The 25,388-nt window shown below is 67.7% G+C and carries 23 protein-coding genes; 19 read left to right on the top strand and 4 right to left on the bottom strand.

The features are described from left to right. The first annotated feature begins 70 nt into the window (after window positions 1-70). The 10 genes from OVA13_RS08360 (at window position 71) to ligD (ending at window position 12,671) form a co-directional block, all read left to right on the top strand. Window positions 71-1,756, top strand: coding sequence for an ABC1 kinase family protein (locus OVA13_RS08360; protein ID WP_267793311.1), 1,686 nt, complete (start codon window positions 71-73; stop codon window positions 1,754-1,756). A 10-nt stretch (window positions 1,757-1,766) separates the two neighbouring features. Next, on the top strand, window positions 1,767-2,768 hold the full coding sequence (locus OVA13_RS08355) for a ligase-associated DNA damage response exonuclease (protein ID WP_267793310.1): 1,002 nt from the start codon (window positions 1,767-1,769) through the stop codon (window positions 2,766-2,768). Beyond that, window positions 2,765-4,360 carry an ATP-dependent DNA ligase gene (locus OVA13_RS08350; protein WP_267793309.1) on the top strand — a complete coding sequence of 532 codons (1,596 nt, stop codon included), beginning with the start codon at window positions 2,765-2,767 and terminating at the stop codon, window positions 4,358-4,360. The genes OVA13_RS08355 and OVA13_RS08350 overlap by 4 nt, the downstream gene beginning before the upstream one ends. Beyond that, window positions 4,357-6,843: a ligase-associated DNA damage response DEXH box helicase gene (locus tag OVA13_RS08345; RefSeq protein WP_267793308.1), complete on the top strand. Its 2,487-nt coding sequence runs from the start codon at window positions 4,357-4,359 to the stop codon at window positions 6,841-6,843. Before OVA13_RS08350 ends, OVA13_RS08345 begins: the two co-directional genes overlap by 4 nt. Continuing rightward, a complete protein-coding gene (gene pdeM, locus OVA13_RS08340) occupies window positions 6,833-7,501 on the top strand; it encodes a ligase-associated DNA damage response endonuclease PdeM (protein ID WP_267793307.1) in 669 nt (222 codons plus the stop codon). Before OVA13_RS08345 ends, pdeM begins: the two co-directional genes overlap by 11 nt. A 116-nt stretch (window positions 7,502-7,617) precedes the next feature. Beyond that, window positions 7,618-8,520, top strand: coding sequence for a non-homologous end joining protein Ku (locus tag OVA13_RS08335; protein WP_267793306.1), 903 nt, complete (start codon window positions 7,618-7,620; stop codon window positions 8,518-8,520). 9 nt (window positions 8,521-8,529) lie between these two features. After that, on the top strand, window positions 8,530-9,030 hold the full coding sequence (locus OVA13_RS08330; RefSeq protein WP_267793305.1) for an MgtC/SapB family protein: 501 nt from the start codon (window positions 8,530-8,532) through the stop codon (window positions 9,028-9,030). After that, window positions 9,017-9,364 carry a CBS domain-containing protein gene (locus tag OVA13_RS08325; protein WP_267793304.1) on the top strand — a complete coding sequence of 116 codons (348 nt, stop codon included), beginning with the start codon at window positions 9,017-9,019 and terminating at the stop codon, window positions 9,362-9,364. The genes OVA13_RS08330 and OVA13_RS08325 overlap by 14 nt, the downstream gene beginning before the upstream one ends. 9 nt (window positions 9,365-9,373) lie before the next feature. Further along, window positions 9,374-10,000 (top strand): hypothetical protein, encoded by a 627-nt coding sequence (locus tag OVA13_RS08320; protein ID WP_267793303.1) that lies wholly within the window; start codon window positions 9,374-9,376, stop codon window positions 9,998-10,000. 82 nt (window positions 10,001-10,082) lie between these two features. After that, on the top strand, window positions 10,083-12,671 hold the full coding sequence (gene ligD / locus OVA13_RS08315) for a DNA ligase D (protein ID WP_267793302.1): 2,589 nt from the start codon (window positions 10,083-10,085) through the stop codon (window positions 12,669-12,671). A 95-nt stretch (window positions 12,672-12,766) separates the two neighbouring features. Here ligD and OVA13_RS08310 read toward each other — a convergent pair whose 3' ends face one another. Both OVA13_RS08310 and OVA13_RS08305 read right to left on the bottom strand, forming a co-directional pair. Continuing rightward, window positions 12,767-13,780, bottom strand: a complete 1,014-nt coding sequence (locus OVA13_RS08310) for an aldo/keto reductase (protein WP_267793301.1) — start codon at window positions 13,778-13,780, stop codon at window positions 12,767-12,769. Window positions 13,781-13,833: 53 nt separating this feature from the next. Beyond that, complete coding sequence (locus tag OVA13_RS08305; RefSeq protein ID WP_267793300.1) at window positions 13,834-14,934, bottom strand: alkene reductase; 1,101 nt, start codon at window positions 14,932-14,934, stop codon at window positions 13,834-13,836. A 148-nt stretch (window positions 14,935-15,082) separates the two neighbouring features. On the opposite strand from OVA13_RS08305, the gene OVA13_RS08300 reads away from it, so the two are divergent. The 4 genes from OVA13_RS08300 (at window position 15,083) to OVA13_RS08285 (ending at window position 20,242) form a co-directional block, all read left to right on the top strand. Beyond that, window positions 15,083-15,997 carry a LysR family transcriptional regulator gene (locus OVA13_RS08300; RefSeq protein ID WP_267793299.1) on the top strand — a complete coding sequence of 305 codons (915 nt, stop codon included), beginning with the start codon at window positions 15,083-15,085 and terminating at the stop codon, window positions 15,995-15,997. A 375-nt stretch (window positions 15,998-16,372) separates the two neighbouring features. After that, the gene (locus OVA13_RS08295; RefSeq protein WP_267793298.1) at window positions 16,373-17,329 is read left to right on the top strand and encodes an SDR family oxidoreductase; all 957 of its coding nucleotides are present in this window, start codon (window positions 16,373-16,375) and stop codon (window positions 17,327-17,329) included. 391 nt (window positions 17,330-17,720) lie between these two features. Beyond that, window positions 17,721-18,767: an SDR family oxidoreductase gene (locus OVA13_RS08290; RefSeq protein ID WP_267793297.1), complete on the top strand. Its 1,047-nt coding sequence runs from the start codon at window positions 17,721-17,723 to the stop codon at window positions 18,765-18,767. Between the two features lie 29 nt (window positions 18,768-18,796). Next, a complete protein-coding gene (locus OVA13_RS08285; protein ID WP_267793296.1) occupies window positions 18,797-20,242 on the top strand; it encodes an NTP/NDP exchange transporter in 1,446 nt (481 codons plus the stop codon). Between the two features lie 407 nt (window positions 20,243-20,649). On the opposite strand, the gene OVA13_RS08280 is transcribed toward OVA13_RS08285, so the two are convergent. Further along, window positions 20,650-21,555 carry an AraC family transcriptional regulator gene (locus OVA13_RS08280; protein WP_267793295.1) on the bottom strand — a complete coding sequence of 302 codons (906 nt, stop codon included), beginning with the start codon at window positions 21,553-21,555 and terminating at the stop codon, window positions 20,650-20,652. 274 nt (window positions 21,556-21,829) lie between these two features. Between OVA13_RS08280 and OVA13_RS08275 the strand changes: the two genes are divergently transcribed. Next, window positions 21,830-22,390, top strand: coding sequence for a nuclear transport factor 2 family protein (locus tag OVA13_RS08275; protein WP_267793486.1), 561 nt, complete (start codon window positions 21,830-21,832; stop codon window positions 22,388-22,390). Continuing rightward, window positions 22,390-22,779 carry an Atu4866 domain-containing protein gene (locus OVA13_RS08270; protein ID WP_324288282.1) on the top strand — a complete coding sequence of 130 codons (390 nt, stop codon included), beginning with the start codon at window positions 22,390-22,392 and terminating at the stop codon, window positions 22,777-22,779. Before OVA13_RS08275 ends, OVA13_RS08270 begins: the two co-directional genes overlap by 1 nt. Before the next feature lie 105 nt (window positions 22,780-22,884). Here OVA13_RS08270 and OVA13_RS08265 read toward each other — a convergent pair whose 3' ends face one another. Further along, on the bottom strand, window positions 22,885-23,781 hold the full coding sequence (locus tag OVA13_RS08265) for an AraC family transcriptional regulator (protein WP_267793294.1): 897 nt from the start codon (window positions 23,779-23,781) through the stop codon (window positions 22,885-22,887). 98 nt (window positions 23,782-23,879) lie between these two features. Between OVA13_RS08265 and OVA13_RS08260 the strand changes: the two genes are divergently transcribed. The 3 genes from OVA13_RS08260 (at window position 23,880) to OVA13_RS08250 (ending at window position 25,352) form a co-directional block, all read left to right on the top strand. Continuing rightward, on the top strand, window positions 23,880-24,623 hold the full coding sequence (locus OVA13_RS08260) for an SDR family oxidoreductase (RefSeq protein WP_267793293.1): 744 nt from the start codon (window positions 23,880-23,882) through the stop codon (window positions 24,621-24,623). A gap of 60 nt (window positions 24,624-24,683) precedes the next feature. Beyond that, window positions 24,684-24,839 carry a hypothetical protein gene (locus tag OVA13_RS08255; RefSeq protein WP_267793635.1) on the top strand — a complete coding sequence of 52 codons (156 nt, stop codon included), beginning with the start codon at window positions 24,684-24,686 and terminating at the stop codon, window positions 24,837-24,839. Window positions 24,840-24,944: 105 nt separating this feature from the next. After that, window positions 24,945-25,352 carry a DUF4124 domain-containing protein gene (locus OVA13_RS08250; protein WP_267793292.1) on the top strand — a complete coding sequence of 136 codons (408 nt, stop codon included), beginning with the start codon at window positions 24,945-24,947 and terminating at the stop codon, window positions 25,350-25,352. Window positions 25,353-25,388: the final 36 nt, after the last annotated feature.

Below are 25,388 nucleotides of genomic sequence, written 5' to 3'. Positions count from 1 at the left end.
CGACGTATCCGTTCACGACGAGCTCACCGGCTTCTTCATCACAATCCGTAACAGCATGATCGAGGTTCGCATGAGCAGTGAGACAGAATCGACCCCGCAGACCGGCCGGCTGGCACGACGCGCCACCATCCTGCGGTTCCTGTTCCGCTACCGGAAATCCGGGGTCTTCAACGGACTGGCGTTGGACGCGAGCCTTGAAGAGGACGACGTGGCCGAGGAAGGCAGTCCGGAGCGTTTCGCAGACGAGCTGGAGGCGATGGGGCCTACCTTCGTGAAGCTGGGCCAGATGCTCTCCACGCGGCCCGACCTGGTGCCGCCTGCGTACGCCGCCGCGCTGGAGAGGATGCAGGAAAACGTCGCGCCCATCCCTTACGACCGGGTGCGTGAACAGGTCGAGGATGCGCTGGGCGTGCGGATCAGCAAGGCGTTCGCGTCCTTCGATGAAACTCCGCTGGGATGCGCCTCGCTCGCACAGGTGCACCGCGCGACCCTGCGCGATGGACGCGAGGTGGCGGTCAAAGTGCAGCGGCCCGGCGTGGCGCAGCAGCTGCTGAGCGACCTGGAACTGCTGCGGGGCGTCACCGACGCCGCGGACCGCATGACCGAGCTGGGCCGGCATGTGCGCTTCTCGGAATGGTTGGCGGAATTCTCGCGTTCGCTGATGGCGGAACTGGACTACGTGGCCGAAGCGGAGAACTTGGAGCGCTTCCGCCAGCACCTGCTGCCATTCAACCGTCTGTGGGTGCCCGCGCCGATCTGGGACTACACCAGCAAGCGCGTCTTGACCATGGAGCTGGCGCAGGGCACGCGGGTCGACCAGATCACCGGGCTGCGCCGCACCGAGGAGTCGATGACGCCGCTGGCCGAGGAACTGCTGCGCGGCTACCTGGACCAGATCTTCGTGCACGGCGAGATCCATGCCGATCCCCATCCCGGCAACCTGCGCGTCACCGATGACGGACGCCTGGCGATCTTCGACCTGGGCATGGTGGCCAATGTCCCGCCCCGCCAGCGCGACCGCCTGCTCAAGCTGCTGTTCGCCGCGGTGGACGGCAGGGGCGAGCAGGTCGCCGAAGAAAGCATCGCGCTGGGCGTCCGCCTCGAGGATTACGACGAGCCGCGCTACCTGCGCGAAGTCGGGCAGCTGATCTCCCGGTACAGCGCGCACCAGGCCTCGATGTCGGAGGGCCGCGTGGTGCTGGAACTGGTCCGCATCGCGACACAGTGCGGCCTGCGCACCGCGCCGGAACTGAGCCTGCTCGGCAAGACGCTGCTCAACCTGGATACGGTATGCCATGCACTGGCGCCCACGCTCGATACGCAACGCCTGGTGGAAGACCAGCTGCAGCACGTGATGCGTGCGCGCCTGCGCAAGTCCCTGTCCTCGCCAAACCTGGCCAGCGAGATGATGGAGGTGCAGGCACTGCTGCGCGACGGACCGCGCAAGCTCTCTGACATCCTGTCGCTGGTCGCGGAGAACCGCCTGCAGATGCGCGTCACCGGACTGGAAGAGTCCCGGTTGATGGAAAACCTGCAGAAGATCGCCAACCGCATCTCGGTGGGCGTCATCACCGCCGCGCTGATCATGGCGTCCTCGTTGATGATGCGCATCTCCACGCCGCATACGGTGTGGGGATATCCGGTGGTGGCGTTGCTGCTGTTCCTGGTGGGCGTGATGCTGGGGTGCGGGATCGTGGTCAGTTCCCTGCTGAGCGACCACCGTGCGCGCAAGCGCGAAGAGGCCGGGCCGCGCTAGCGGCGCCGTCATGGCGGTCGACGTGCAAGACCTCATCGTCCTGCGCCGCGAAGGCATGTACTGCCCGGCGGGCGACTTCTACATCGATCCCTGGCGTCCCGTGCCGACGGCGGTGATCACCCACGGCCACGGCGACCACGCGCGCGCGGGAATGGGCGTGTATCACGCGACGGCGGCCTCCATTCCCATCCTGCAGTGGCGCCTGGGTGAGCAGGTGCTGCATGCGCACGATTACGGTGAAGCCTTCCAGTTGGGGCAGGCACGCGTGTCGTTGCATTCGGCGGGCCACGTGCTCGGTTCCGCACAGGTGCGGATAGAGGTCGGTGGACGGGTCTGGGTGGCGTCGGGCGACTACAAGCGGCAGCACGACCCTACCTGCGCGCCTTTCGAAGTGGTGCCCTGCGACGTGTTCATCACCGAAGCGACCTTCGGCCTGCCGGTCTACCAGTGGCCCGACACGCCGCGGGTGATCGGACAGATCGCGGACTGGCGCCGCGCGTGCGCGGAGCGCGGGCGTGCGGCGATCCTGTATTGCTACGCCCTGGGCAAGGCGCAACGCATCCTGGCGGAACTGGCCCGGCAGGGCGAGCCTGCGGTGGCCCTGCATGGCGCCATCCAGGCCGGCGTGGAGGTCTATCGCCAGGCGGGCATCGACATGGTGGAGACGACGCCGGTGTCCGAGCAGCCCAAGGGCACCGACTACGCGGGTAGGCTGGTCATGGCACCGCCGTCGGCGGCAGGCTCGCCCTGGATACGCCGGTTCCGCGACGCCGAACACGGGTTTGCGTCCGGCTGGATGCGGCTGCGCGGCAATCGCCGGCGCCGCAACTACGATCGCGGCTTCGTGATCTCCGATCACGCGGACTGGCCGGCGCTGCTGGCCACCGTCGCGCAGACCGGCGCGCGCCGCATCATCGCGACCCATGGCAATACCGATGCGCTCATCCGCGTCCTGCAGGAGCAGGGCTACGAAGCGCAGGCGTTCGCCACCGACTTCGGGGCAGAGGAATGAGGGCGTTCGCCGCGCTCTACCAGCGGCTGGAACACAGCACCGGCACGCTGGACAAGCGCGCCGCCATTGCCGATTACGTGCGGCAGGCCCCACCTGCGGATGCGGTGTGGGCGCTCTGGCTCCTCTCCGGCGGGAAACTGGCGCGGATCGCCAGCAGCGGTGAACTGCGGCAGTGGGCCAGCGAGGTCAGTGGCCAGCCGTTGTGGCTGGTCGAGGACTGCTACGACCATGTCGGCGACCTGGCGGAGACGCTCGCGCTGCTGGTCGGTGAGCCTGATGCCGGCGTAGTGGCGGATATCCCCCTGCATCGGTGGATCACGCAGCACCTGCTGCCCGTGGCGGGTACCGACGTGGAAGCGCGCCGCGAAGTGGTGGTGACCGCCTGGCGCACCCTGTCCGATGGCGAGCGGCTGGTGTTCAACAAGCTGTTGACCGGCGCATTGCGCGTGGGCGTGTCGCTGCGCGTGGTCCAGCAGGCGTTGGCGGACCTGTCGGGTGTCCCCGTGGCCGTACTGGCGCAGCGCATGCTGGGGAACTGGTCGCCCACGCCGGAATTCCTCGCCGACCTGATGTCGACCGAGGCGCTGGAAAGCGATCGCGAGCAGCCGTATCCCTTTTTCCTGGCCTCGCCGCTGGAGACGTCGGTCGAGTCGCTGGGCGCGGTGGAGGATTGGCTGCTGGAATGGAAGTGGGATGGCATCCGCCTGCAGATCATCCGGCGGCGTGGCGAGGTGGCGCTCTGGTCGCGCGGCGAGGAACGGCTGGATGGCCGCTTTCCGGAAATCGAAGCGGCCGCGACGGCGTTGCCGGTGGATGCCGTGCTCGACGGCGAACTGCTTGCCTGGGAGTCCGGCGATGCACCGCTGCCGTTCTCGGCACTGCAGACCCGCATCCAGCGACGGCGTCCCGGCCCCCGGCATCTGCAGGCCGCGCCTGCCCGCGTGCTGGTCTACGACCTGCTGGAACTCGAAGGCACCGACCTGCGCGAACAGCCACTCGAATGGCGGCGCGAGCGCCTCGAGGATCTGCTGGCCACCGCTGCGCAACCGCGCCTGGTCGTTTCGCCGCGCGTGCAGGCCGCCTCCTGGCAGCAGGCAGCGGAACTGCGCGATGCCTCACGCGAGCGTGGTGTGGAAGGGCTGATGCTCAAGCGGGCCGGTTCGCCTTACCGCAGTGGCCGGCGCCGCGGCGACTGGTGGAAATGGAAGGTGGATCCGCTGACGGTGGATGCGGTGCTTCTGTACGCGCAGGCCGGTCATGGGCGGCGCAGCACGCTGTATACCGATTACACCTTCGGCGTCTGGAACGAGGCGGGGGAACTCGTGCCGATCGCCAAGGCCTACTCGGGGCTCGACGACCAGGAAATCCTCAAGCTCGACCAGTGGATCCGCACGCATACGCGGGAGCGCTTCGGTCCCGTCAGGTCGGTGACCGCGCAACATGTGTTCGAGCTGGGCTTCGAAGGCGTCAACCTCAGTCCGCGGCACAAGTCCGGCGTGGCGGTGCGCTTCCCGCGCATCCTGCGCTGGCGACACGACAAGACCCCGGCGGACGCCGACCATCTGCATGCGCTCAAGGCGTTGGCACGGTGACCCGATCGGCCACGCCCAGGGAAAGCGCGACGCCCCGGCAGCGGCTTGCGGGATGGTTCACGTCGCGCGGCTGGAAGCCGCTGCCGTTCCAGCGTGAAGCATGGAAGCACTACCTCGCGGGCGAGTCGGGCCTCATCCATACGCCTACCGGCAGCGGCAAGACGCTCGCCGCCGTGGGGGGCGTGCTGATCGAGGCCATGGCTGACGCGGGCGTTCCCGTTCCCGGCAAACGCACCCGCCAACCCGTGCGTCCGCTGCGCGTGCTGTGGATCACGCCCTTGCGCGCACTGGCGGCCGACACCACGCGTGCGCTGGCGGAGGTGGCCGAGCATCTTGGCGTGCCGTGGAATGTCGCGCAGCGCACCGGCGACGCCAGTGCACGCGACAAGCGCATGGCGCGGGAGGGAAAGCTGGACGCACTGGTGACCACGCCGGAATCGCTGTCGCTGCTGCTGTCCTATCCCGACACGGCGCCGATGTTCTCCGGGTTGCGCTGCATCGTGGTGGACGAGTGGCATGAACTGCTCGGCAGCAAGCGCGGCGTGCAGGTGCAGCTGGCGCTGGCGCGCATGCGCGTGCTGTCGCCGGAGGTCCGTACCTGGGGATTGTCCGCAACGCTCGGGAATCTGGAAGAAGCCGGACGCGCCCTGTTGCCGCCCGGGGTGCGTCCGCATGTGATCGCCGCGGCCAGAGCGCGCCCGATGACACTCGAGACGGTGCTGCCGCCGGCGCGCACGCGCTTTCCGTGGGGCGGGCACCTCGGCCTGAGCCAGTTGTCGAACGTGCTGGAGCGCGTCCTTGCAGCGCGTACCAGCCTGGTGTTCGCCAATACACGGGCGCAGGCGGAACTCTGGCACCAGGCACTGGCCGCGGTCTGGCCCGAGGACCCGGCAACGCTGGCCCTGCATCACGGGTCGCTGGCGGTGGAGGTCCGTGCCAGGGCGGAAGCAGGCCTGCGGGATGCCACGCTGCGCTGCGTGGTGGCCACGTCCAGCCTGGACCTGGGCGTGGATTTCCCGTCGGTGGATCAGGTCATCCAGATCGGCAGCCCGAAGGGGGTCGCGCGCCTGCTGCAGCGGGCGGGGCGCGCGAGGCACCGTCCCGGCGAGTCGGGCCATGTGGTGTGCGTACCCACGCACGCGCTGGAACTGGCGGAGTTCGCCGCCGCGCGGCTCGCCATCGCCGCAGGTGATGTCGAAAGCCGCCATCCCCCGCGCATGCCGCTGGACGTGCTCGCCCAGCATTGCGTGACGCTGGCGCTGGGTGGCGGATTCGACGCGGCTTCCCTGTTGGCGGAGGTGCGTCGTACCGATGCCTTCGCGACACTCGACGATGCCTCCTGGCGGCGCGTGCTCGACTTCGTCGTGCGTGGCGGCGATGCGCTGGAACACTATCCCGAATACCGCCGCGTGGTGCTGGACGAAGACGGTATGCATCGCATGCACGATCGCCGTGCCGCACTCCGGCATCGCCTCAGCATCGGCACCATCGCCAGCGACGGCGCCATCGCCGTCAAGGTCCTGCGCGGCAGCAGCTTGGGCTCGGTCGAGGAGGGGTTCATCACGCGCCTTCGCCCTGGCGACCGTTTCCGTTTCGCCGGCAGGCTGCTCGAGCTCGTGCGCCTGCACGACATGACGGCGTACGTGCGCACCGCGAAACGCGGCGACGGCGTGGTGCCGCGCTGGATGGGCGGGCGCCTGCCGCTGTCGTCGCGCCTGACGCGGCAGATGGAGCAGGTGATCGCCCACGACCGCACGTCGGTGGAGATGCGCGCGCTGGCGCCGCTGCTGTCGCTGCAGGCGCGGCTGAGCCGCCTGCCGGCGCCGGGAACGCTGGTGGTGGAAGTCGTGCAGCGGCGCGAGGGGCAGCATGTGTTCCTGTTCGCCTTTGCCAGCCGACCGGCGCATGAAGGGCTCGCCGCACTACTTGCGTGGCGGCTGGGCCGGCAGCAGCCCAACACGTTCTCGCTGGCGGCCAACGACCATGGCCTGATGCTGTCGCCGCAACTGCCCATCCAGCTGGATGCGCCGTCCGTGCGTGCGTTGCTGGATCCCCACGGGGTGCTGTCGGACCTGGGCCAGGGGGCCAACCTGGCCGAACTGGCGCGGCGCCAGTTCCGCGGCATCGCGCGCGTGGCCGGCCTGCTGCCGCCTTCGCTGCCGGGACGCGCGCCGCGCAGCCTGCGCCAGGTGCAGGCGTCCAGCGGGCTGTTGTTCGACGTCCTGCAACAGCACGACCCTGATCATCTGCTCCTGTCGCTGGCGCAGCGTGAAGCCCTTGAAGACGACCTGCAGCTGGATCGCATCCTGGCGGCGCTGGCGGACCTGTCGCAACGGGAGATCGTGGTCTGTCATCCGGGAACACTCACCCCGTTCTCGTTCCCGCTGTGGGCGGACGGGATGCGCGGGCACCTGAGCACCGAGGACTGGCAGACGCGCGTACGCCGCGCCGCCGAACAGCTCGAGCGACGCCATGGAGGCTAGCCTGGCCGTCGACCTGCGAGGCGAGCGCTGCCTGTTGCTGGCGGAGCGTGCACTGTTCTGGCCGCGGGCTGGATGCCTGCTGATCGCCGACCTGCACCTGGGCAAGGGCGATGCGTTCCGTCGCCATGGCATCAGCATTCCCCGCGGTGGCACCTCGCATGACCTGCAGCGCCTCAGCCGGCTGCTGGCGCAGACGCAGGCGCGCGAACTCTGCGTGCTGGGCGATTTCGTACATGGTCCCATCCATGCCGCCTCGTGGCAGGCGGAGTGGCTGGCCTGGCGCGCACGGCACCACGGCATCGTCGTGACCGTCGTCGGCGGCAACCATGACCGGCGTCTTCCCGCGCATGCCGCCGCGCTGGGCGTGGCCGTCGTGAAGGATGCGCGGACCCTCCCGCCCTTCCGGCTCACCCACGTGCCGGAGCCGCATGACGATCACGTCATCGCCGGCCATCTGCATCCGCGCGTGAGGATGCCCGGGCTGCGGGGTCGCTGGCCGGCGTTCTGGCTGCAGCCGCACATGACCGTATTGCCTGCGTTCTCCGCCTTCACCGGTGGTGTCGAGCCTGTACCGAATCCGGGCGATACGCTGGTGCTCTGCATGGACGGCATGCTGGCGCTCGCGCAGGCGGGGGCACGCAGCCCGGCAGCGCCTTGAGACCGCGTGCGCATCGGCGTCGCCCGCGCGGGTAGCCGTGCCGCCCCGCTTCACATGGTCTTGCCTGCGCACGCTTGAAGATCAAGACCTCAGCCGTCGTACCCCAAGGTGTCGCCATGCCACGTCCCATCTGGACCGGAACCCTGTCTTTCGGTCTGTTGAACATCCCGGTGTCGTTGATGTCGGGCGAACGGAAGGTGGACATCAGTTTCCGCATGCTGGACTCGCGCGACAGGAAGCCCATCCGCTTCGAGCGGGTGAATGCGGAGACCGGCGAAGAGGTGCCCTGGAAGGACATCGTCAAGGCCTTCGAGTACGACAAGGGCAGCTACGTGGTCGTCGAGAAGGAGGACATCCAGTCCGCGGCCCCGGAGACGCACGAGTCCGTGGACGTGGAGGCCTTCGTCGATGCCGACAGCATCGGCATCCGTTTCTACGAGAAGCCCTACATCCTGGTTCCCGGCAAGAAGGCCGAGAAGGGCTACGTGCTGTTGCGGGAAACCCTGAAGAGCACAAAGAAGATCGGCGTGGCCCGCGTCGTCATCCGCACGCGCGAATACCTGTGCGCGGTCATCCCCGAAGGCGACGCGCTGGTGCTGATGATGCTGCGCTACCCGCAGGAGCTGGTGGATCCGGAAGAGTACAAGCTGCCCTCCGGCAAGGCCGCCGATTACCGCATCACGGCCAAGGAAGTGGACATGGCGAAGAGCCTCATCCAGTCCATGGAGGCCACGTGGGCGCCGGAGTCCTACCAGGACGAATTCCGCAAGCGCCTGGAGGCGATCATCAAGAAGCGCATCAAGGCGAAGGGCGCGACCACGAAGTTCGTCGATGCGCAGGTGGAGCACGAAGACGCGGCGACCAACGTCGTGGACTTCATGGCGCTGCTGCAGAAGAGCCTGGACAGCAAGAGCAGGACGCCGGCGAAGAAGGCCGCCACGCGCAAGGCGCCGGCCAGCAAGCCCGCGAAGAAGAAAGCCCCCGCCAAGCGTGCGACAAAGCGCGCCGCGGCGAAGTAGGGGCGGGCGATGTTCGCAGGCCTCGAATCCGAGAGCGTGGTCCTGGCGAAGATGGCGTACGCCATGGTGCTGGGCGGGGCCATCGGGCTGGAGCGCGAGATCAAGGACCGGCCCGCGGGCTTCCGCACGCACATGCTGGTGGCCGCCGCCGCGGCCATGCTCACCGGCTTGGGCGACATGGCGCTTGCACTCAACGAGCACCAGGCGGACCGGCGCGTCAACATCGACCCCTTCCGGCTGGTGGAGGCCGTCATCGCCGGGGTCGCCTTCATCGGGGCGGGCACCATCTTCGCCCACCGCGGTACGCCGGTTGTCGTGGGCATCACCACCGCGGCATCGTTGTTGATGGTCGCGGTGATCGGGGTCGCCGCGGGTTTCGGGTACTACTGGCTGGCCGGGCTGGCGACCGCGTTGACGCTGGCGATCCTGACCGTGTTGTCGCGCGTCGACAGATGGTCGGGGAAGAACGCGACGGGTGAAACAAGGAACGGCCCGCATGAAGGTGCGTGATGCCATGAACCCGGACGCCTGCGTGGTGTCCCCGGACGATACCGCGCAGCAGGCGGCCATGCTGATGGCCGAGAACGACATCGCCAGCCTGCCCGTGGTCGACCAGGGCCGGCTTGCCGGCATGGTCAGCGATCGGGACATCGCCGTGCATGTCGTCGCAGAGGGGCGCGGTGCCTCTACCTGCGTAAAGGACGTCATGTCCCCCAGGGCGGACTACTGCATCGACGACGAAGAAGTCGAAGACGTTCTGCAGCGCATGGCGGCGCTGGCATCGAACCGGCTTCCCGTGGTGGACCACGGCGGAAAGCTGGTCGGCATCCTCATCCGCCGCTGACGCCGCGTCATGGCCGGACGCACGATCGTCCCATTGGATGGCGTGGGCACGGGGGCGTCGGGCGGTGCGTTCCTCTATGTGTTCCCGTGCGCCTACGAGGACTACGCCAAGCTCGGCATCTCGAAGGAGCCGTTCGCCCGGCTGTCCGCCTTCGCACCCCGCTACTTCGAGTTCTTCGACCTGGAGCGTGGCTGGCTGGTGCGGGCGGACGCCGTACGCGAGGCGCGACAATGGGAAACCCGATTGCACCGGCACCTGCGCACGCACGCCGCACCCCCGCCGCTGCTCGTGCCACGTCGCGCGGCAGGCCATACCGAATGGCTGCGTGGGGCGCAGGCCGCGCTGGAAGCAGCGCGCGACGACTTCATCCGCCAAGGGTTCACCGTGCATGCAAGCCTGCGCACCTGGGCCCGGGAGCGTCTGTGCGCCGAGCGGTGGCGACTGGCGACGATGGAGCAGGCGGCGGTGGCGAGATGGGGCGCGATCGAATTCTGGCCCTGGCAGGTGGAGCACACGCCACTGGCGGCCGTCCGCGACAGCCTTGATGCCTGTCGTGCGCTGGAGGTCGAGTTTTCCGATGTCGTATCCGCTGCGTTGCGCGAATGGCACCGGCGCAGCAGCCTGCTGCCTCCCTGAGCGGGAGGACGGCACAGCCACGCGCATGCACATCGCGTTGACGACCCGCGTCGCATAAAGGGGGACGTTGAAGGAGGCGGTGATGAGCCTGGTGGAATATCGGCGCAAGCGCCGTTTTGACAGCACGCCCGAGCCTGCGCCGGGCAGCCGCCTGCCGCGCGGGCGCCGCCCCATCTTCGTCGTGCAGCTGCATCACGCCAGCCATCGTCATTACGATTTCCGGCTGCAGTTCGGGGACACACTGAAGAGCTGGGCGGTCCCCAAGGGCCCCAGCCTGGATCCGACGGTCAAGCGCCTGGCGGCGGAAGTGGAAGACCACCCTGTCGACTATGCCGATTTCCAGGGCGAAATACCGAAGGGCGAGTATGGCGGTGGTCATGTGGCGACATTCGACAAGGGCCTCTGGACCACCGAGGGAAATCCGGAGGAACAGCTTGCCAAGGGCCATCTGCGTTTCGAGATGTTCGGCGACAAGCTGAAAGGCGGCTGGCATCTCGTGCGGACGCAGAAGCCTGCACGCACGCCGCAATGGCTCCTCTTCAAGGAGCGTGACCGCTACGCCAGCAAGCAGGAGGCCGACGACCTGCTGGAGGATGTCGCCCGCGCGCCGGCGGAACCTGCGCGGACCAAGGCGGGAAAAGCGGCAAAGGCGGCAAAGGTGGCAAAGACAGCAAAGGCGTCTTCGTCTTCGCGCGGGTCGCCGAAACGCGCCGACCCCTGGGGCGCACGCGCCGCCAAGCTGCAGGGTGCCAGGGCAACGGACGATCCGCCGTCATTCCGTTCGCCGCAGCTCGCCAAGCTGAGCGCCACCGTGCCCGCGGGCGACGAGTGGCTGCATGAGGCGAAATGGGATGGCTATCGCCTCATCGCGCAGATCAACCGCGGAAAGGTGCGCCTGTGGTCGCGCAACGAACTCGAGTGGACGAAGAAGGTGCCGGAGATTGTCGGCGCGCTGGAGGCGCTGGGGCTGCAGGACGCCGTGCTTGATGGCGAACTGGTGGCGGGGGCAGGGCGCCAGGAAGACTTCGGCCTGCTGCAGGCCGTGCTGTCCGGCGAGCGCAATGCCGTGCTGTCCTATCTGCTGTTCGACGTACTGCAGATCGACGGCGTGGATCTCTCGCGCAGTCCCCAGTACCAGCGCAAGGCGCTGCTGGCGGAAATCCTGAAGAAGCCGCCGCCGCACCTGATCTACAGCTCGCACATCATCGGCCGTGGCGAGCAGGCCCTGGCCATGGCCATCGAACGCGGCCTGGAAGGCATCATCTCCAAGCGCGCGGATGCGTCCTACCACGGCGGGCGTGGTGATGCCTGGCGCAAGATCAAGCAGCGCAACGCGGAGGAGTTCGCCATCGTCGGCTTCACCCCGCCCAAGGGAAGCCGCGCGGGCCTGGGCGCCCTGTTGCTTGCCACACCGGATCCCGACCATGGATGGCGCTACGTGGGTCGCGTGGGCACGGGCTTCAATGCGCAGCTGCTGGCCGACCTGCCGACCAGACTCGGCCGGGATGCGCGCGCCAAGCCCATGGTGCACGTCGCGGTGGATGATCCCGAACTGCGCCACGCCCGATGGGTGCGGCCGCGCCACGTGGCAGAAGTTTTCTTCCATGGCTGGGGCAGCCAGGGGCTGTTGCGGCAGTCGTCGCTCAAAGCGATCCGCGCGGACAAGACGGCAGACGATCTGCAGGAGGCTGGAATGCGCACCCCGACGGAAAAGCCGCAGCCCTCACCAACGGGAAAAAAGAAGAAGCACTCGGCTTCCGCGGTGACCTTGAGCAGTCCTGGTCGGGTGGTGTTCGCGGAAGGTGGCATCACCAAGGCGCAGGTGTTCGATTACTACCAGGCGATGCTGCCCTGGCTGCTGCCCGAGCTGGCGGGGCGGCCACTGTCGGTGGTGCGGTGCCCCCAGGGCGCGGACCGGCCGTGCTTCTTCCAGAAGCACCACACGGCCGGCATGGAGCACGTGGGCGCCGTCAGCATCGAGGAAGACAGCGGCGAGCGCGCGGACTACCTGGTGGTGGAAGAGGGAACCGGATTGCTCGAGATGGTCCAGTTCAATGCGCTGGAATTCCATCCGTGGGGTGCCACGGCGGCCTCGCCCGACAAGGCGGACTACATGGTCTTCGACCTGGACCCCGGCCCGGGTGTCGCATGGCCGCAGGTGGTGGACGCCGCGCGCCAGGTGCGCGGGCGGCTGGAAGCGATGGGACTGGATTCGTTCGTGCGGACGTCAGGCGGCAAGGGCCTGCATGTGGTGGTGCCGCTGAAACCGGCGTGCCCATGGACGCAGGTGAAGCCGTTCGCCCATGCCTTCGCCGAATCCATGGCCACATCGGAACCGCTGGCATACGTTGCGACGGCCAGCAAGAAATTCCGCAAGGGCCGCATCTTCATCGACTACCTGCGCAACGGCCGCGGTGCCACCAGCGTCGCCTCGTTCTCGTTGCGTGCCCGGCCGGGAGCGCCCGTGGCCATGCCGTTGCGCTGGAACGAACTGGGGCGGGTGAAGGCAGGCGATGCCTATGACCTGGTGTCGGCGCGTCGCCGCATGGAACGCATGAAGGCCCATCCGTGGGGTGCATGGACCAGGGTCAAGCAGGACCTGGACGGCGCAATGCGCGCGATCGAAACGACGACCTCCAAGGCAAAAGGCACGAAGCGCAAGCCGCGTTGACGTGCCTGCACGTCACGCGGCCTTGGTCGCGCAGGCCGGGCATCGGTTGCCAACCCGGTGCCACGGCCCGTGCGCCAGGGGGAGGAACCCGCCGCTTACCCGTCGCCGGGGACAGGCGCCTGCCTGTCGATCAGGCCCGCCTCGCGCAGCTCGCGCCAGAAGTCCGTCGGCACGGTTTCGCGCAGCGCGGCACGATCCTCGGCGATGCGCTCCGGCCGGCTGGCGCCGGGAATGACCGCGGCGACGGCGGGATTCGCCAGCACGAACTGTAGGCCGGCGGCTTTCATGCTGATGCCATGACGGTCGGCCAGCGTCTTGATGCGCGCCACCTTGTCGAGGATCGCCGGCGTGGCCGGGGCGTATTCGAAGTTCGGCCCGCCGACCAGCGCGCCCGAGCTGTACGGTCCACCGACCACGATGCCCAGGCCACGTTCGGCGACCTTCGGCATCACCCGCTGCAGGGCCCGGCTGTGGTCCAGCAGCGTGTAGCGGCCCGCCAGCAGGAAGCCGTCCGGGCGCAGGCCTTCCAGGTCCAGCAGCAGCTCGATCGGCTCCACCCGGTTCACGCCCAGGCCCCAGGCCTTGATGACGCCCTCATCGCGGAGGCGGTCCAACGCGCGGAAAGCGCCGGTACGCGCGCTTTCGAACATCGCCAGCCATTCGTCGCCATAGAAATCCTGCGCGACGTCATGCACCCAGGCGATCTCGATGCGGTCGGTCTTCAGGCGCGCCAGGCTGTCGTCGATCGAACGCAGCGTGGCGTCGTAGGAATAGTCGTTGACGATCCTGTTCGGGCGGCCATACTTGAAAACCTCGCCCTTCTCTCCGAGGTCGCGCGCACTGACATCCTCGACTTCGTCCAGGACCAGTCGCCCGACTTTGGTGCTGATGACGTAGGCATCGCGCGGCTTGTCGGCCAGCGCGTCGCCCATGCGGATTTCCGCCAGGCCGGCGCCATAGAACGGGGCGTTGTCGAAGTAGCGGATGCCGTCGTTCCAGGCGGCATCTACGGTCGCGCGCGCTTCCGCCTCCGGGATGTCGCGGAACATGTTGCCGAGCGGGGCGGTGCCGAAGCCGAGCTTGCCGGGGAGCAGGTCGTGGAGGGACATGGTGGACTCCTGGGTGCGGGAACGGGGTGGGAAGGGAGAAGCGCGGGTCGCGTTCAGGCCGCGTTCGCCTCGGGCAAGGTGAACCGCGTATAGCCTTCGGCGCCACCGCCGAAGTAGGCCGACAAGGGTGCATCGAACAGCGGCGCATTCGTGCGCAGGCGGTCGACCAGGTCTGGGTTTCCGATGAAAGGCTTGCCGAAGGCGATCATGTCGGCATGGCCGCCGGCCGTGGCGTCCAGGGCGCGTTGCCGGTCGTAGCCGTTGTTGGCGATATAGGCGCCGCCGAAGGCCTCGCGCAATGCCTGCACGTCGAAGGCGTCGGCGCCGTTGCCTGCATGCAGCTGGCCTTCGACCACGTGCAGGTAGGCCAGCCCCATGTCACCCAGCCTGCGCGCGACGTACAGGTGCGTGTCCATCGTGTGGCTGTCCAGCGGCGTGTCGCCGACGGCAGTGGACAGCGGCGACAACCGCAGGCCCACACGGTCAGCGCCCCAGACCCCGGCGACGGCGGCGGTCACTTCAAGCAGCAGGCGCGCGCGGTTTTCCACCGAGCCCCCGTAGCGGTCGTCGCGATGGTTGGTGCTGTCGCGCAGGAACTGTTCCAGCAGGTAGCCGTTGGCGGCGTGTACTTCCACGCCGTCGAACCCCGCGTCCTTCGCGCGGATCGCCGCCTGGCGGTAGTCCTCGACGATGCCGGCGATCTCGTAGGTGGCGAGCGCGCGCGGCATCGATGGCGGCACGTGGCCGGCCTCGGTGAACACGCTGCCGCCGGCCTGGATCGCGGAGGGCGCCACCGGCGCCGCACCGTCTTCCTGCAGGCTGGTGTGCGACATGCGGCCCACGTGCCAGAGCTGCACGACGATGCGACCGCCTTCGGCATGCACGGCGTCGGTCACCGGCTTCCATGCCGCGACGTGCGCATCGCTGTAGAGGCCGGGCGTGTAGGCGTAGCCGCGGCCTTGGCGGGAGATGTTGGTGGCTTCGGTGACGATCAGGCCGGCCGAGGCGCGCTGGCGGTAGTACTCGATGGCCAGCGGGGTCTGTACGCCATCCATGTCGGCGCGCGAACGGGTCAGCGGCGCCATCGCGATGCGGTTGCGGACCTCGATGGCACCCAGGCGGGTAGGGGAGAACAAGGCAGGGGCGGATGACATGGCGGCATTCCAGGAGAGGTGGCGGAAGGAGGGGCGCCTTCACTTGCGGGACCGGCGCCCCGCCGGTTGGAAGGCAGCATGCGCCGCGCCTAGCCATTCATCCAATTTATTGGTTGAATTCCAGATATATACGAATCAGTATGACTGGGTGCGCTACGACCTCAATCTGCTGCCGGTGTTCCTCGCGCTGATGGAAGAGCGCAACGTGACCCGCGCGGCCGAGCGGCTGGGCATCACCCAGCCGGCGCTGTCGAACGCATTGGCACGGCTGCGCGACACGCTGCAGGATCCGTTGTTCATCCGCGAACGCTACGGCATGCAGCCCACGCAGAAAGCGCTCGAACTGGCGCCGGGCATCGCCGCGGCCGTGTCGCAACTTGACGGGCTGGTGCTGGGACAGCAGCAGTTCGATCCGGCCAAGGCCGAGCGGCTGTTCACCCTGGCACCCAACAGCTATGTCGAATTCGTGCTGGTCCCCGCCATCGTGGCGCGCCTGCAGGCACGTGCGCCGGGCATCCGGCTGCGGCTGACGCCCTACGGCACGGACCTGGCCGAGACCGGCGCCATCTCGGGTGAGACCGCGATGGTGCTCGGGCGCATCGTGGAGCCGCCCGACAACATGGTGGTGCAGCACCTGATGGACGACGGACTGGCATGCGTGGTGCGCGCCGATCATCCGGTGGTCAACAAGCGGTTGTCGAAAGCGCAGTACGAGCAGCTCAAGCACGTCAACGTGCTGCCGCCCGGCAAGCTGCGCGCCGGCCTGTTCCAGGCGCTGCAGCGGCAGGGCCTGCGGCGCGAGGTGGTGGTGTCGGTGACCCACTTCCTGTCCATTCCCGAACTGGTCGCGGCCACGGATTACTGCGCGACGTTGCCCATCCTGATATGCCGCCATCTGGCACGCGATCCGCGATTGAAGGTGCTGCCTGCGCCGGCGGATCTGGGGACGTTCCCGCTGGAAATGGGCTGGCATGTGCGCTACCGCGACGATCCGGCACACCAGTGGCTGCGTGCCCTGGTCACCGGGGTGGCGAAAGAGATCGCCACCTCGCAGGCAGGTTGAAGCACGCATCCAGGCGATTTCGTTGGTGTGCCCGCGCGCTTCCCCCTCCGCGGGCGCGGATACGTGCCCGCCTTAAAGTCCTCTTAAATATCGCGGCCTAACGTGGCGTGCAATGTGGAAGTCAGCGTGTCCGGGATGCCGATGAAACGGCAGCGCCCGACTGAAGATTTCCGCACGGCGTTTTCTTTTCCGCTATCGGCATCCTCCGCCTGACACCGCGCAAGCGTCGGACGCAAGGAATGCCGGCATGCATGCAGCTGCAGGAACGTGTCCGTCGTTCGCGGAGCGCGACCTGTGCAATGCGGACGCCGCATCACCCCGTGCGACGGCTCCATCACGTTGACCCCCACCGAATCACCAGAAGAGGCAATCATCATGGCCAATTGGACAGCGTCCGACATTCCGCCCCAGACAGGCCGCACCGCGGTCGTCACCGGGACCGGCGGCATTGGATTCCAGACCGCACTGGCGCTGGCGCGTGCAGGCGCCAGTGTCATCGTCGCGGGCCGCAATGCGGCGAAGGGCGCCGTCGCGGTCGAGCAGATCCGCCGGGAAGTCCCGGCAGCCAACGTGCGTTTCGGTGCGGTGGATCTTGCCAGCCTGGAATCCATTGAAACCTTCGCGGATACCCTGCGCCGCTCGCATGGCGGCCTGGATCTGCTGGTCAACAACGCGGCGGTGATGGCGCCCCCGCGCCGGCTGGAAACATCCAACGGATTCGAACTGCAGTTCGGTACCAACCATCTTGGACATTTCGCCCTGACGGGCCACCTGCTGCCGCTGCTGTGCAAGGGCAATCGTCCGCGCGTGGTAAGTCTGTCGAGCGTGGCGGCCAGGAGTGGTGCGCTGGATTTCCACGACCTGCAGTCTGAGCGCGACTACAAGCCCATGGTCGCCTATGGCCAGTCGAAACTGGCGTGCCTGATGTTCGCGTTCGAACTGCAGCGGCGGAGCGTGGCGGGAGGCTGGGGAATCCAGAGCATCGCCGCGCATCCGGGCATTTCCCGCACCGATCTGCTGATCAATGGCGCGGGTGCAGGGAGTGGCCCGGGCATGGCGCGCCGCTATCTGTGGTTCCTCTTCCAGCCCGCCGAACAGGGCGCGTTGCCATCGTTGTTTGCCGCGACTGCACCCCAGGCCGAAGGCGGCGCGTACTACGGCCCCGACCGGCTGGGCGAGACGCGTGGCTTCCCGCGCCCGGCCAGCGTGCCGATGCAGGCGAAGGACCTGGAGGCTGCCGCAAGACTGTGGCGCGAGTCGGAAAGACTGACCGATACGGTGTTCGTGACCGACAGGAAGCACTCGTCCGCGTCCTCCCTGTTCGCGGTTTAGCCTGGTTGCAGATCCGCAGTGTCATCCGGCATCCCGTCACGCGTATCGCGTCGTCGCGTGGCGCTGCGCCTCGCCTCATTTTCGTTGCGCATATCCCAGCATCGTCGTGGTCCCGTCGAGTGCGCGGTTAAAGCATTTTTAAACGCTGAGGAACATCCTCGTATCAGGCCGACGAAGAAGTGCGGATATCACGTCTCCCGCTCGCTCTACGCCTTGCATCACCCGTGGAGCGGAATCGAAGCAGTACGCGACGCGTCGTCGCACACCGCAGTGGATCGTCGCGGCCATCGACCCACGCTGACCGTCGCTCGCAGGCCGATCGTGCAACCCGAAGAACAACAAGCGTCCCCGCAGCAAACCCTTCCCCCTCCATCCCGTGAGTGACGAAACGATGAGCAATGATCTTTCCCTGGAACGCACCCCTCCGACCCGGACCCACTGGCGACGCCGCGTCGCGGCCATCGGGCTGATGCTGGGTGCCATCGCCGGTTCGGGTACCGCCATGGCCCAGACGACGCCGAAACCCGACTGGAGCCTGGCGGACATGCCTTCGCAGGCCGGCCGCTTCTTCCTGGTGACAGGCGGAACCAGCGGCATGGGATATGAAGATGCCAAAGCGCTGGCCGCCGCGGGTGCGCACGTGGTGATCGCCGCGCGCAACGCCGAGCGTGGACGCGAGGCGATGGACAAGATCAGGCAGGAGACACCGGATGCCAAGCTCCAGTTCGAAGTGGTCGACCTGGCCAACCTGGACTCGGTACGCGCCTTGGGTAGGCGTCTCGGCACCACGCTGCCGCGACTGGATGGGCTGATCAACAACGCGGCCGTCATGGCGCTTCCGCAACGTGGCGTATCCGCCGATGGCTTCGAGATGCAGTTCGCCACCAATTATCTGGGGCACTTCGCGCTGACCGCGGAACTGCTGCCGCTGCTGCGCAAGAGTGCGTCTCCCCGCGTCGTCACCCTGTCCAGCGTCGCCATCCATCGTGGCGGTCTGGATCTCGACAACCTGCAGTCCGACAAGGCATACGACCCGTACGCAGCCTACGCGCAGTCGAAGATCGCGTGCCTGATGTTCGCCTTCGAGCTGCAGCGCCGCAGTGACGCGGCGGGATGGGGAATCCAGAGCATGGCCGCGCATCCGGGCATCGCGGTGACCGAACTGGTCGCCCGCGGTCCGGGCCTCGACAGCGAGCAGGGGCGCCGATGGGCTGCGGGGAAAGACCAGCTGCATTCGGCGGCACAGGGCGCCATCCCCACGCTGTTTGCCGCGACGGCGCCCGGCGCCGTGGGCGGTGCCTACTACGGGCCGACGGGCACGAACGAAATGCGCGGTCCGCTTGGTCTGGCCACGGTGCCGACGGTGGCACAGGACGCCACGACGGCCGCCCGGCTCTGGGACGCATCGGAAGCGCTGACGGGCGCGCGCTTCCGCTGACATGAGGACGCCGCTTCCAGGATATCCCCATGACTAGCTCCGATGCGCGTGCCGCCGGCCCGCACTCGCCCCTTCGCAGGTGGCAGGCCATGTTCAACCTGCGTCGCGGGGAAGCCGTCCCCGTCCTGATCGCGGCGTGCTTTTTCTTCTTCGTCCTCACCGCGCTGATGCTGCTGCGGCCTGCACGCGATGCGTTGGGCATGGAGCGCGGCATCGACAGCATCCGTTGGCTTTTCATCGGCACCGCGCTGGTGACGTTGGCCGTCAATCCTGCCTTTGGCTGGCTCGTCAGCCGCCTGCGCCGGCTGCACTTCATCGCCGCGACGTATGGCTTCTTTATCGTGGGGCTGGTGGGTTTCTGGGCGCTGCTGACGTTCGCGCCGGAGGCGGTGGGGCAGCGCAGCGGCCAGGTGTTCTACGTGTGGTTCAGCGTGTTCAACCTGTTCGCCACCATGGTGTTCTGGGCGTTGATGTCCGACCGTTTCACCAGCGACCAGGGCGCACGTTTCTTCGCACTGGTCTCCATCGGCGGAACGCTGGGCGCGATCGTCGGGCCCTGGCTGACCTCGCGGCTGGCCGAACCGTTGGGAACCCCCAGCCTTCTGCTGGTCTCGGCGGGATTCCTGTCGCTCGGCCTGCTGACCGCATGGTTGCTGGTTAGGGTGGCACCGGAGCGCACGGGAACGAGTGGCGTCCACGCACCCGCGTTTCCTGACGAAGCAGAACGCATCGGCGGCAGCATGTGGGCCGGTGTGCGTTCGGTGGTCCGGTCGCCCTTCCTGAGCGGGATCGCCGGCTATGTGCTGCTGATGGCGGTAATGGCGACGCTGGTGTACTTCACGCGCATGCAGATGGTGGCCGACGTGGCCGAGGGCACGGATGCGCGCGCCGCGCTGCTGGGCAGCATCGACATGTGGACGCAGATCGCGGTGCTGGTGCTGCAGCTCACCCTGACCGGACGTTTCATCAAGCGTTTCGGCCTGGGCGTTGCGCTGGCGATCCTGCCGCTGGCGACAGCGCTGGGATTCCTCGGCCTGGCGATCTACGGGTCGTTCGTCCTGCTGGTGCTGCTGGAAGCCGCCAATCGCGCGGTGCAGCGTGGCATTACCCGCCCCGTGCGCGAAGTGCTGTTCACCGTGGTCGCTCGCGAGGACAAGTACAAGGCGAAGGCGTTCATCGATACCTTCGTCTATCGCGCCGGCGACGTGGTCGGTGCGCAGGCGGAAGGCGCCCTCGGCCGGATTGGCCTGGCGCTGGGCGGACTGGTCAGCGTGGTGGTGCCGTTGGCGTTGTTCTGGGCCGCGCTGGCGCTCTGGCTGGGGCGCGCGCATGCACGCCGTGTTTCGCAGGCGTCGCAACGCCCCATCGGCGAGCACGGGCGGGAGAGCGTCGCGCACGATGAGGCCCGGGAGGCATCACCCTCGATGCCGGCATCCCCCGCCCGGTCCGCCGTCATCGGGCCTGCCCAGGGATGATGTCCGGGCCGCGCGCGCATGCATCACGGATCGACGCTTCCATCGTCGCCGTCAAGCACCTGTTTCCCCATCGAGGAAAACCAGCATGGCACTTCGGCAATCGAAGCTGGCGTGCCTGATGTTCGCGCTTGATCTGCAGCGGCGCAGGGACGCGGGCGGCTGGGTGCGCTGCCGACTCTCTTCCCGGCAGCGTCGCCGGACGCACAGCCTGGCGGTTATCACGGGACAAACAGGCTCAGCGAGATTTGTGGCTGTCGAGTCGGAACGGCTGCCGGGGTGGTGTATCCGGCGGGCAGGAGCGCCGCTTCGATGTCGCCCTCATCCCGGCATCGAGCGGCAGTTCGTGGGCGCTGGACACCGGCGCCCCGTCATGGCGCATCGACGGCATGCAGCGCGATGCGAGCGCGTCATCCAGCGGCCGCCTGGCCTTCCGCCAGGCGCAGGCGGTTCGCGTCCCGTGCCGGTGACAGGCCGAAACGTCGCGAGTAGTCGCGACTGAATTGCGATGGACTCTCATAGCCCACGGCGAATCCGGCGCTCGCCGCATCCAGGCCGTCGCTCACCATCAACCGGCGCGCTTCCTGGAGGCGCAACTGGGTCCTGAACTCGAGCGGCGTCATCGCGGTGACCGCCCTGAAGTGCTCGTGGAAAGCCGAGCGGCTCATCCCCGCGATCTTCGCCACGTCCTCGACACGACAGCCCTCGCGGAAGTGCGTCCTGATCCAGAGGATCGCACGCGCGATCTGGCCATGGCGGCTGTCGGCGCGCGCCATCGATTCGATGATCGGTCCACTGGGTCCCATGAGCAGCCGGTAGAGGATCTCGCGTATCGCCAGCGGCGCCAGCGCCTCGATTTCCCGGGGCGCATCGAGCAGCAGGATGAGCCGGGTGGCGGCGTCGAGCAGCTCGGGCGTCATCTGGTTGAGCGTCAGTCCGGCAGGAACGCCATCGCCTGCCGGCGCTGATGCCTGGGGGTAGCGAAGCATCAACTCTCCCAGTTCGCGTGCATCCAGGTCCAGCTGGAGGCTCAGGTACGGGCTGGCATCGCTGGCCTCGATCACCGATCCCATCACCGGAAGGCCGACGGAGGCGACCAGATAGCTGGTCGGGTCGTAATGGAAGACGCGGCTGCCCAAGGCGGCGCGCTTGCGTCCCTGTGCCACGAAGCACGCGGTGGGCTCGTAGATGACCGGCATCGGCATCGTGGGCGACGACCACCGGATCAGCTTCACGCCCGGAATGGCGCAGGAGAACGTCCCGTCTTCCGGCGCATGCCGTGCGATGGCGTCCCTGAAAAGCTCACGCTTGGACATGGGCACTGTCGTGTCGTTTGGATGCCAAGGGAAATCATCTGCCACGGTCGGACGATCAGGCAAGCATTGCGTACACGGCGTCTACCGCAGTCGCGGCGCCGAGCGGAAGAATGCGCGCAGCTGGAACGCATTCCTACCCGTTCAAGACAGAGGGAAGACAATGGTCATCGAAACGCGGCCAGGCCGCCGCCAGGTGCATGAAGTAAGCCGCGTCCGCATGGTGCAGGGGCGGTCGTGTGCAGCCACGGGCTCGTCCGCCGTGTCCTTGCTGTTCGTGGCGCGCAGCGGACGACCGCTGTTCGCCATGGGCCGCGCATGGGCGATGGCCGCATGCGTCATCGCGTGCCTTGCGGCCGCTCCCACGACATCGCTGGCCCGGGTGTCGGCGACCACGACGCAGGATCCGGTGGCCGCCGCGCACAACAGGCAACAGGTCGACGACGCCTTCGCACGATGGGCCGCCGGCGGGTCGGACTTCTTCGCGGAGGTGCTCTCGCCCGACGTCGTCTGGACGATCGAGGGCTCGGGCCCCACGGCGGGAACGTATCGCGGGCTCGCCGATTTCAACGCGCGTGCCGTGCGCCCTTTCGTCAGTCGCCTGCGCACCCCCGTGCGCCCGGTCTCCCGGCGCCTGTGGGCGGATGGCGACCACGTCATCATCAACTGGGTGGGTGAAGCCGTGGCCATGGATGGCAGGCCTTACAGGAACCACTATGCATGGATCTTCCGCATGGAGCGCGGCAAGGCGGTGGAGGTGACGGCCTTTCTCGATCTTGCCCCCTACGAGGATGTGATCCGTCGCATACCGGCGCCGGGTGGCGAGGGTGTGCCGTGATGAAGGACTTCCTGCCTGGCGTCCAGCGCATGCCGATGGTCGCGCTTGCCCTGGCGATCACCGCCGCCCTTCACCAGGGTGCACATGCGATGACGCCGGCTTCCCACCCGACGTCCCCGGACAACCCCACACAAGGAAACCCGATGTCCACGCACCCCTATATCGGCATGTGGGTCACGGCGGATGGTCGCATCCGTCAGGAACTCCTGCCGAACGGCCGTTACGACGAAGCACGCGGCACCCGCAAAAGCGCATACCAGGGGCGCTACGAAGTGCGGGGAACGCATATCGACTACTGGGACGACACCGGATTCACGGCGGACGGTACCTTCGTCAGCCTGGATGAACTCCACCACGGAGGAATGATCTTCCACCGCGAGAAACCGTAGAGGGATCCCGGTCAGCAACCGAGTGTGCAGACACCCGCGCTGTCCAAGCCTCATCCCGGGAATCGTGGCCATCGCGCGCTGGCCACGATGCCGAAGTTGGTGGCGTCACGTCCGGGTTGCGTAGCGGCTGGGCGGTTCGCCCACATGCCGGCTGAAGGCCACGCTGAACGTGCTGGTGGAGCCATAGCCGACGCGCTCGGCCACCTGGGTCACGCGGAGGCCATCGCGCCTCAACAATGCCTTCGCGACTTCCATCCGCCAGGCCAGTACGTATTCCATCGGCGCCACGCCGACGGTGCGGGTGAACCGGTCGAAGAACGTCGAGCGTGAAAGCGCGGCGATGTTCGCCAGCTCACCCACGGTCCATGGGTGCGCGATGCGTGCATGCACCTGCTTGAGCGCCATCGCCAGCCGCTCGTCGCCCAGTGCGCGCAGCAGGCCGGGCGGCGCATTCCCCGTTGTCGTCGAACGCATCGCTTCCACCAGCAGCATCTCGACCAGCCGGGACAGCATGTAGTCAGTGCCCGGCTGCTGCGTTGCGTATTCCTCGCCGACCATCTGCACCAGTTGCATGAGCCGTTGCGAACCCTGCACGTGCACGACCGCGGGCAGCAGCGATACCAGCAGCGCGGCGTCCTGGGTGTCGAACCGGAAGGCGCCACCCAGCGAGCGCATGTCCGGGGGGCCGTCCGGATCGCCATGGCGCAGTTCGCCCTGTCCTCCAGGTACCACGCGGGGATCGATGAAGACCGGTGGCGCCGGCAAGAAGCCTGAAAGCGTGAACGCCGGCGTGGTTGGCAGCAGCACGAAGTCGCCTGCGCTGATGGTGAGGGGGGCGTGCCCCTCCACGGCCAGTCTCGCGCTGCCTTCCAGCACGATGCAGAAGCCGGGCTGGCCGTAGTCGTCGTACCGCACCGCCCAGTTGCCCTTGCCGCTGATCACGTTGGCAAAGACCGCCTGGGGGTGGAGCAGCTGGACGACGTCGGAGAGTGGGTCACCCATTCCGGACGCTGGCTAAAACAAACAGGACGATGCGTTATCGATCATCCGGGAAGGCTGGCCTATCGTTCCCGCCGAGTCAACTCACCCCGGAGAACGCAATGAAGACCGTCCTGATCACCGGCTGCTCGTCCGGCTACGGCCTGGAAACCGCGCGCCACTTCCTCGCGCAGGGCTGGCGCGTCATCGCCACCCAGCGGGATCCGCGCGAAGACCTGCTGCCGCCGTCGCCACGCCTGCGCCTGCTCGCGCTGGATGTCACCCGCCCCGAAAGCATCGCCCACGCGGTCGACGCCGCCGGTCCCATCGACGTGCTCGTCAACAACGCCGGCATCGGCCTGTTCGGTGCATTCGAAGCCACGCCCATGGCCACTGTGCGCGCGGTCTTCGAGACCAACACCTTCGGACTGATGGCCATGTGCCACGCCGTCATCCCGCAGTTCCGCCAGCGCAGGGCAGGCATCATCGTGAACGTCACCTCCAGCACGACGCTGGCACCGTTCCCGCTGGTGGCCGCGTACACCGCCAGCAAGACCGCCGTCGAAGGCTTCAGCGCATCGCTGGCACACGAACTCGGGGCCTTCGATGTGCGGGTCAAGCTGGTACAGCCCGGCTATGGTCCTTCCACCCGGTTCACCGCCAACGGCCAGCAGCGCATGCAGGGCCTGATTCCAGAGGCCTACGAACCCTTCGCCCAACGCGTGTTTGCCGGGTTGGGCAGCCTGACGGCGGTGACCACCGGGGCCGACGTCGCCGCGGGCGTGTGGCGTGCCGCGAACGACACCACGGGGCAACTGCATTTCCCGGCGGGGGCGGATGCGGTGGCCTTGGCCGCCACGCGCTGACACCGATGCGCGCGCCGGGCCAAACTGCGCCCGTCACCGCGGCGGGCGGCCGGATGTGTCATGCTCGGGATGGTCGCAACGACCCTGGGAGTGCATGAAATGGCCAAAGGCCTGGACAAGAAGAAAGAGCAGAAGAAGAAGCCTGCGAAGACGATGAAGGAAAAGCGCGCGGAAAAGAGCGAGAAGAAGGCGACCCGCGGCTTTGCGCCGGTCTGATCCCTCGGCAAGGTCCGTGCCGGGCATGCAGCCCGGCCGTTCGCGGGCACCGCGCCTGGGGTGGCGCCGCGTCGTGTAACCTTCCCGGTTTTTACGGGAAGCCCCATGGTCAGGATGTTCGCCGCGGCCCTCGCCGTGCTGGCGCTGCCGGCATCGGCGCAGGCGGTCTACAAGTGCAAGGATGCCAAGCTCGGCACGGTCTACCAGTCCATCCCGTGCCCCGACGGCCCGGAAGAAAAGCGCTGGAATGCATCGACCAACCCGTCGCGCGACAACTACGCGCGGCGCGTGGCCGAACAACGGGTCGACCAGGACCGCCAGTACATGCGTGCCAGGAACGCACAGGATTCCACGCTGGGCGCCACGCTGATCAGTTCGGTGCGTGCGCCCGGTCCGGAGGCCTGCGAGCGGGCGCGGCACGTGCGGGACAGCGCCCGCCAGGACCCCAGCATGAACCGCGACTACGACTTCATGCAGGCCGTCGAGAAATCCGTGTCCGAGGCGTGCAGGTAGGCATCGTCCCCCATGCGCTGGGCCGTACCCACCGGA

This window comes from Pseudoxanthomonas sp. SL93 (assembly GCF_026625825.1).
GTDB lineage: Bacteria > Pseudomonadota > Gammaproteobacteria > Xanthomonadales > Xanthomonadaceae > Pseudoxanthomonas_A.
The sequence above is the reverse complement of the archived record's forward strand: the minus strand, read 5'-3'. Positions and strand labels throughout refer to the sequence as shown.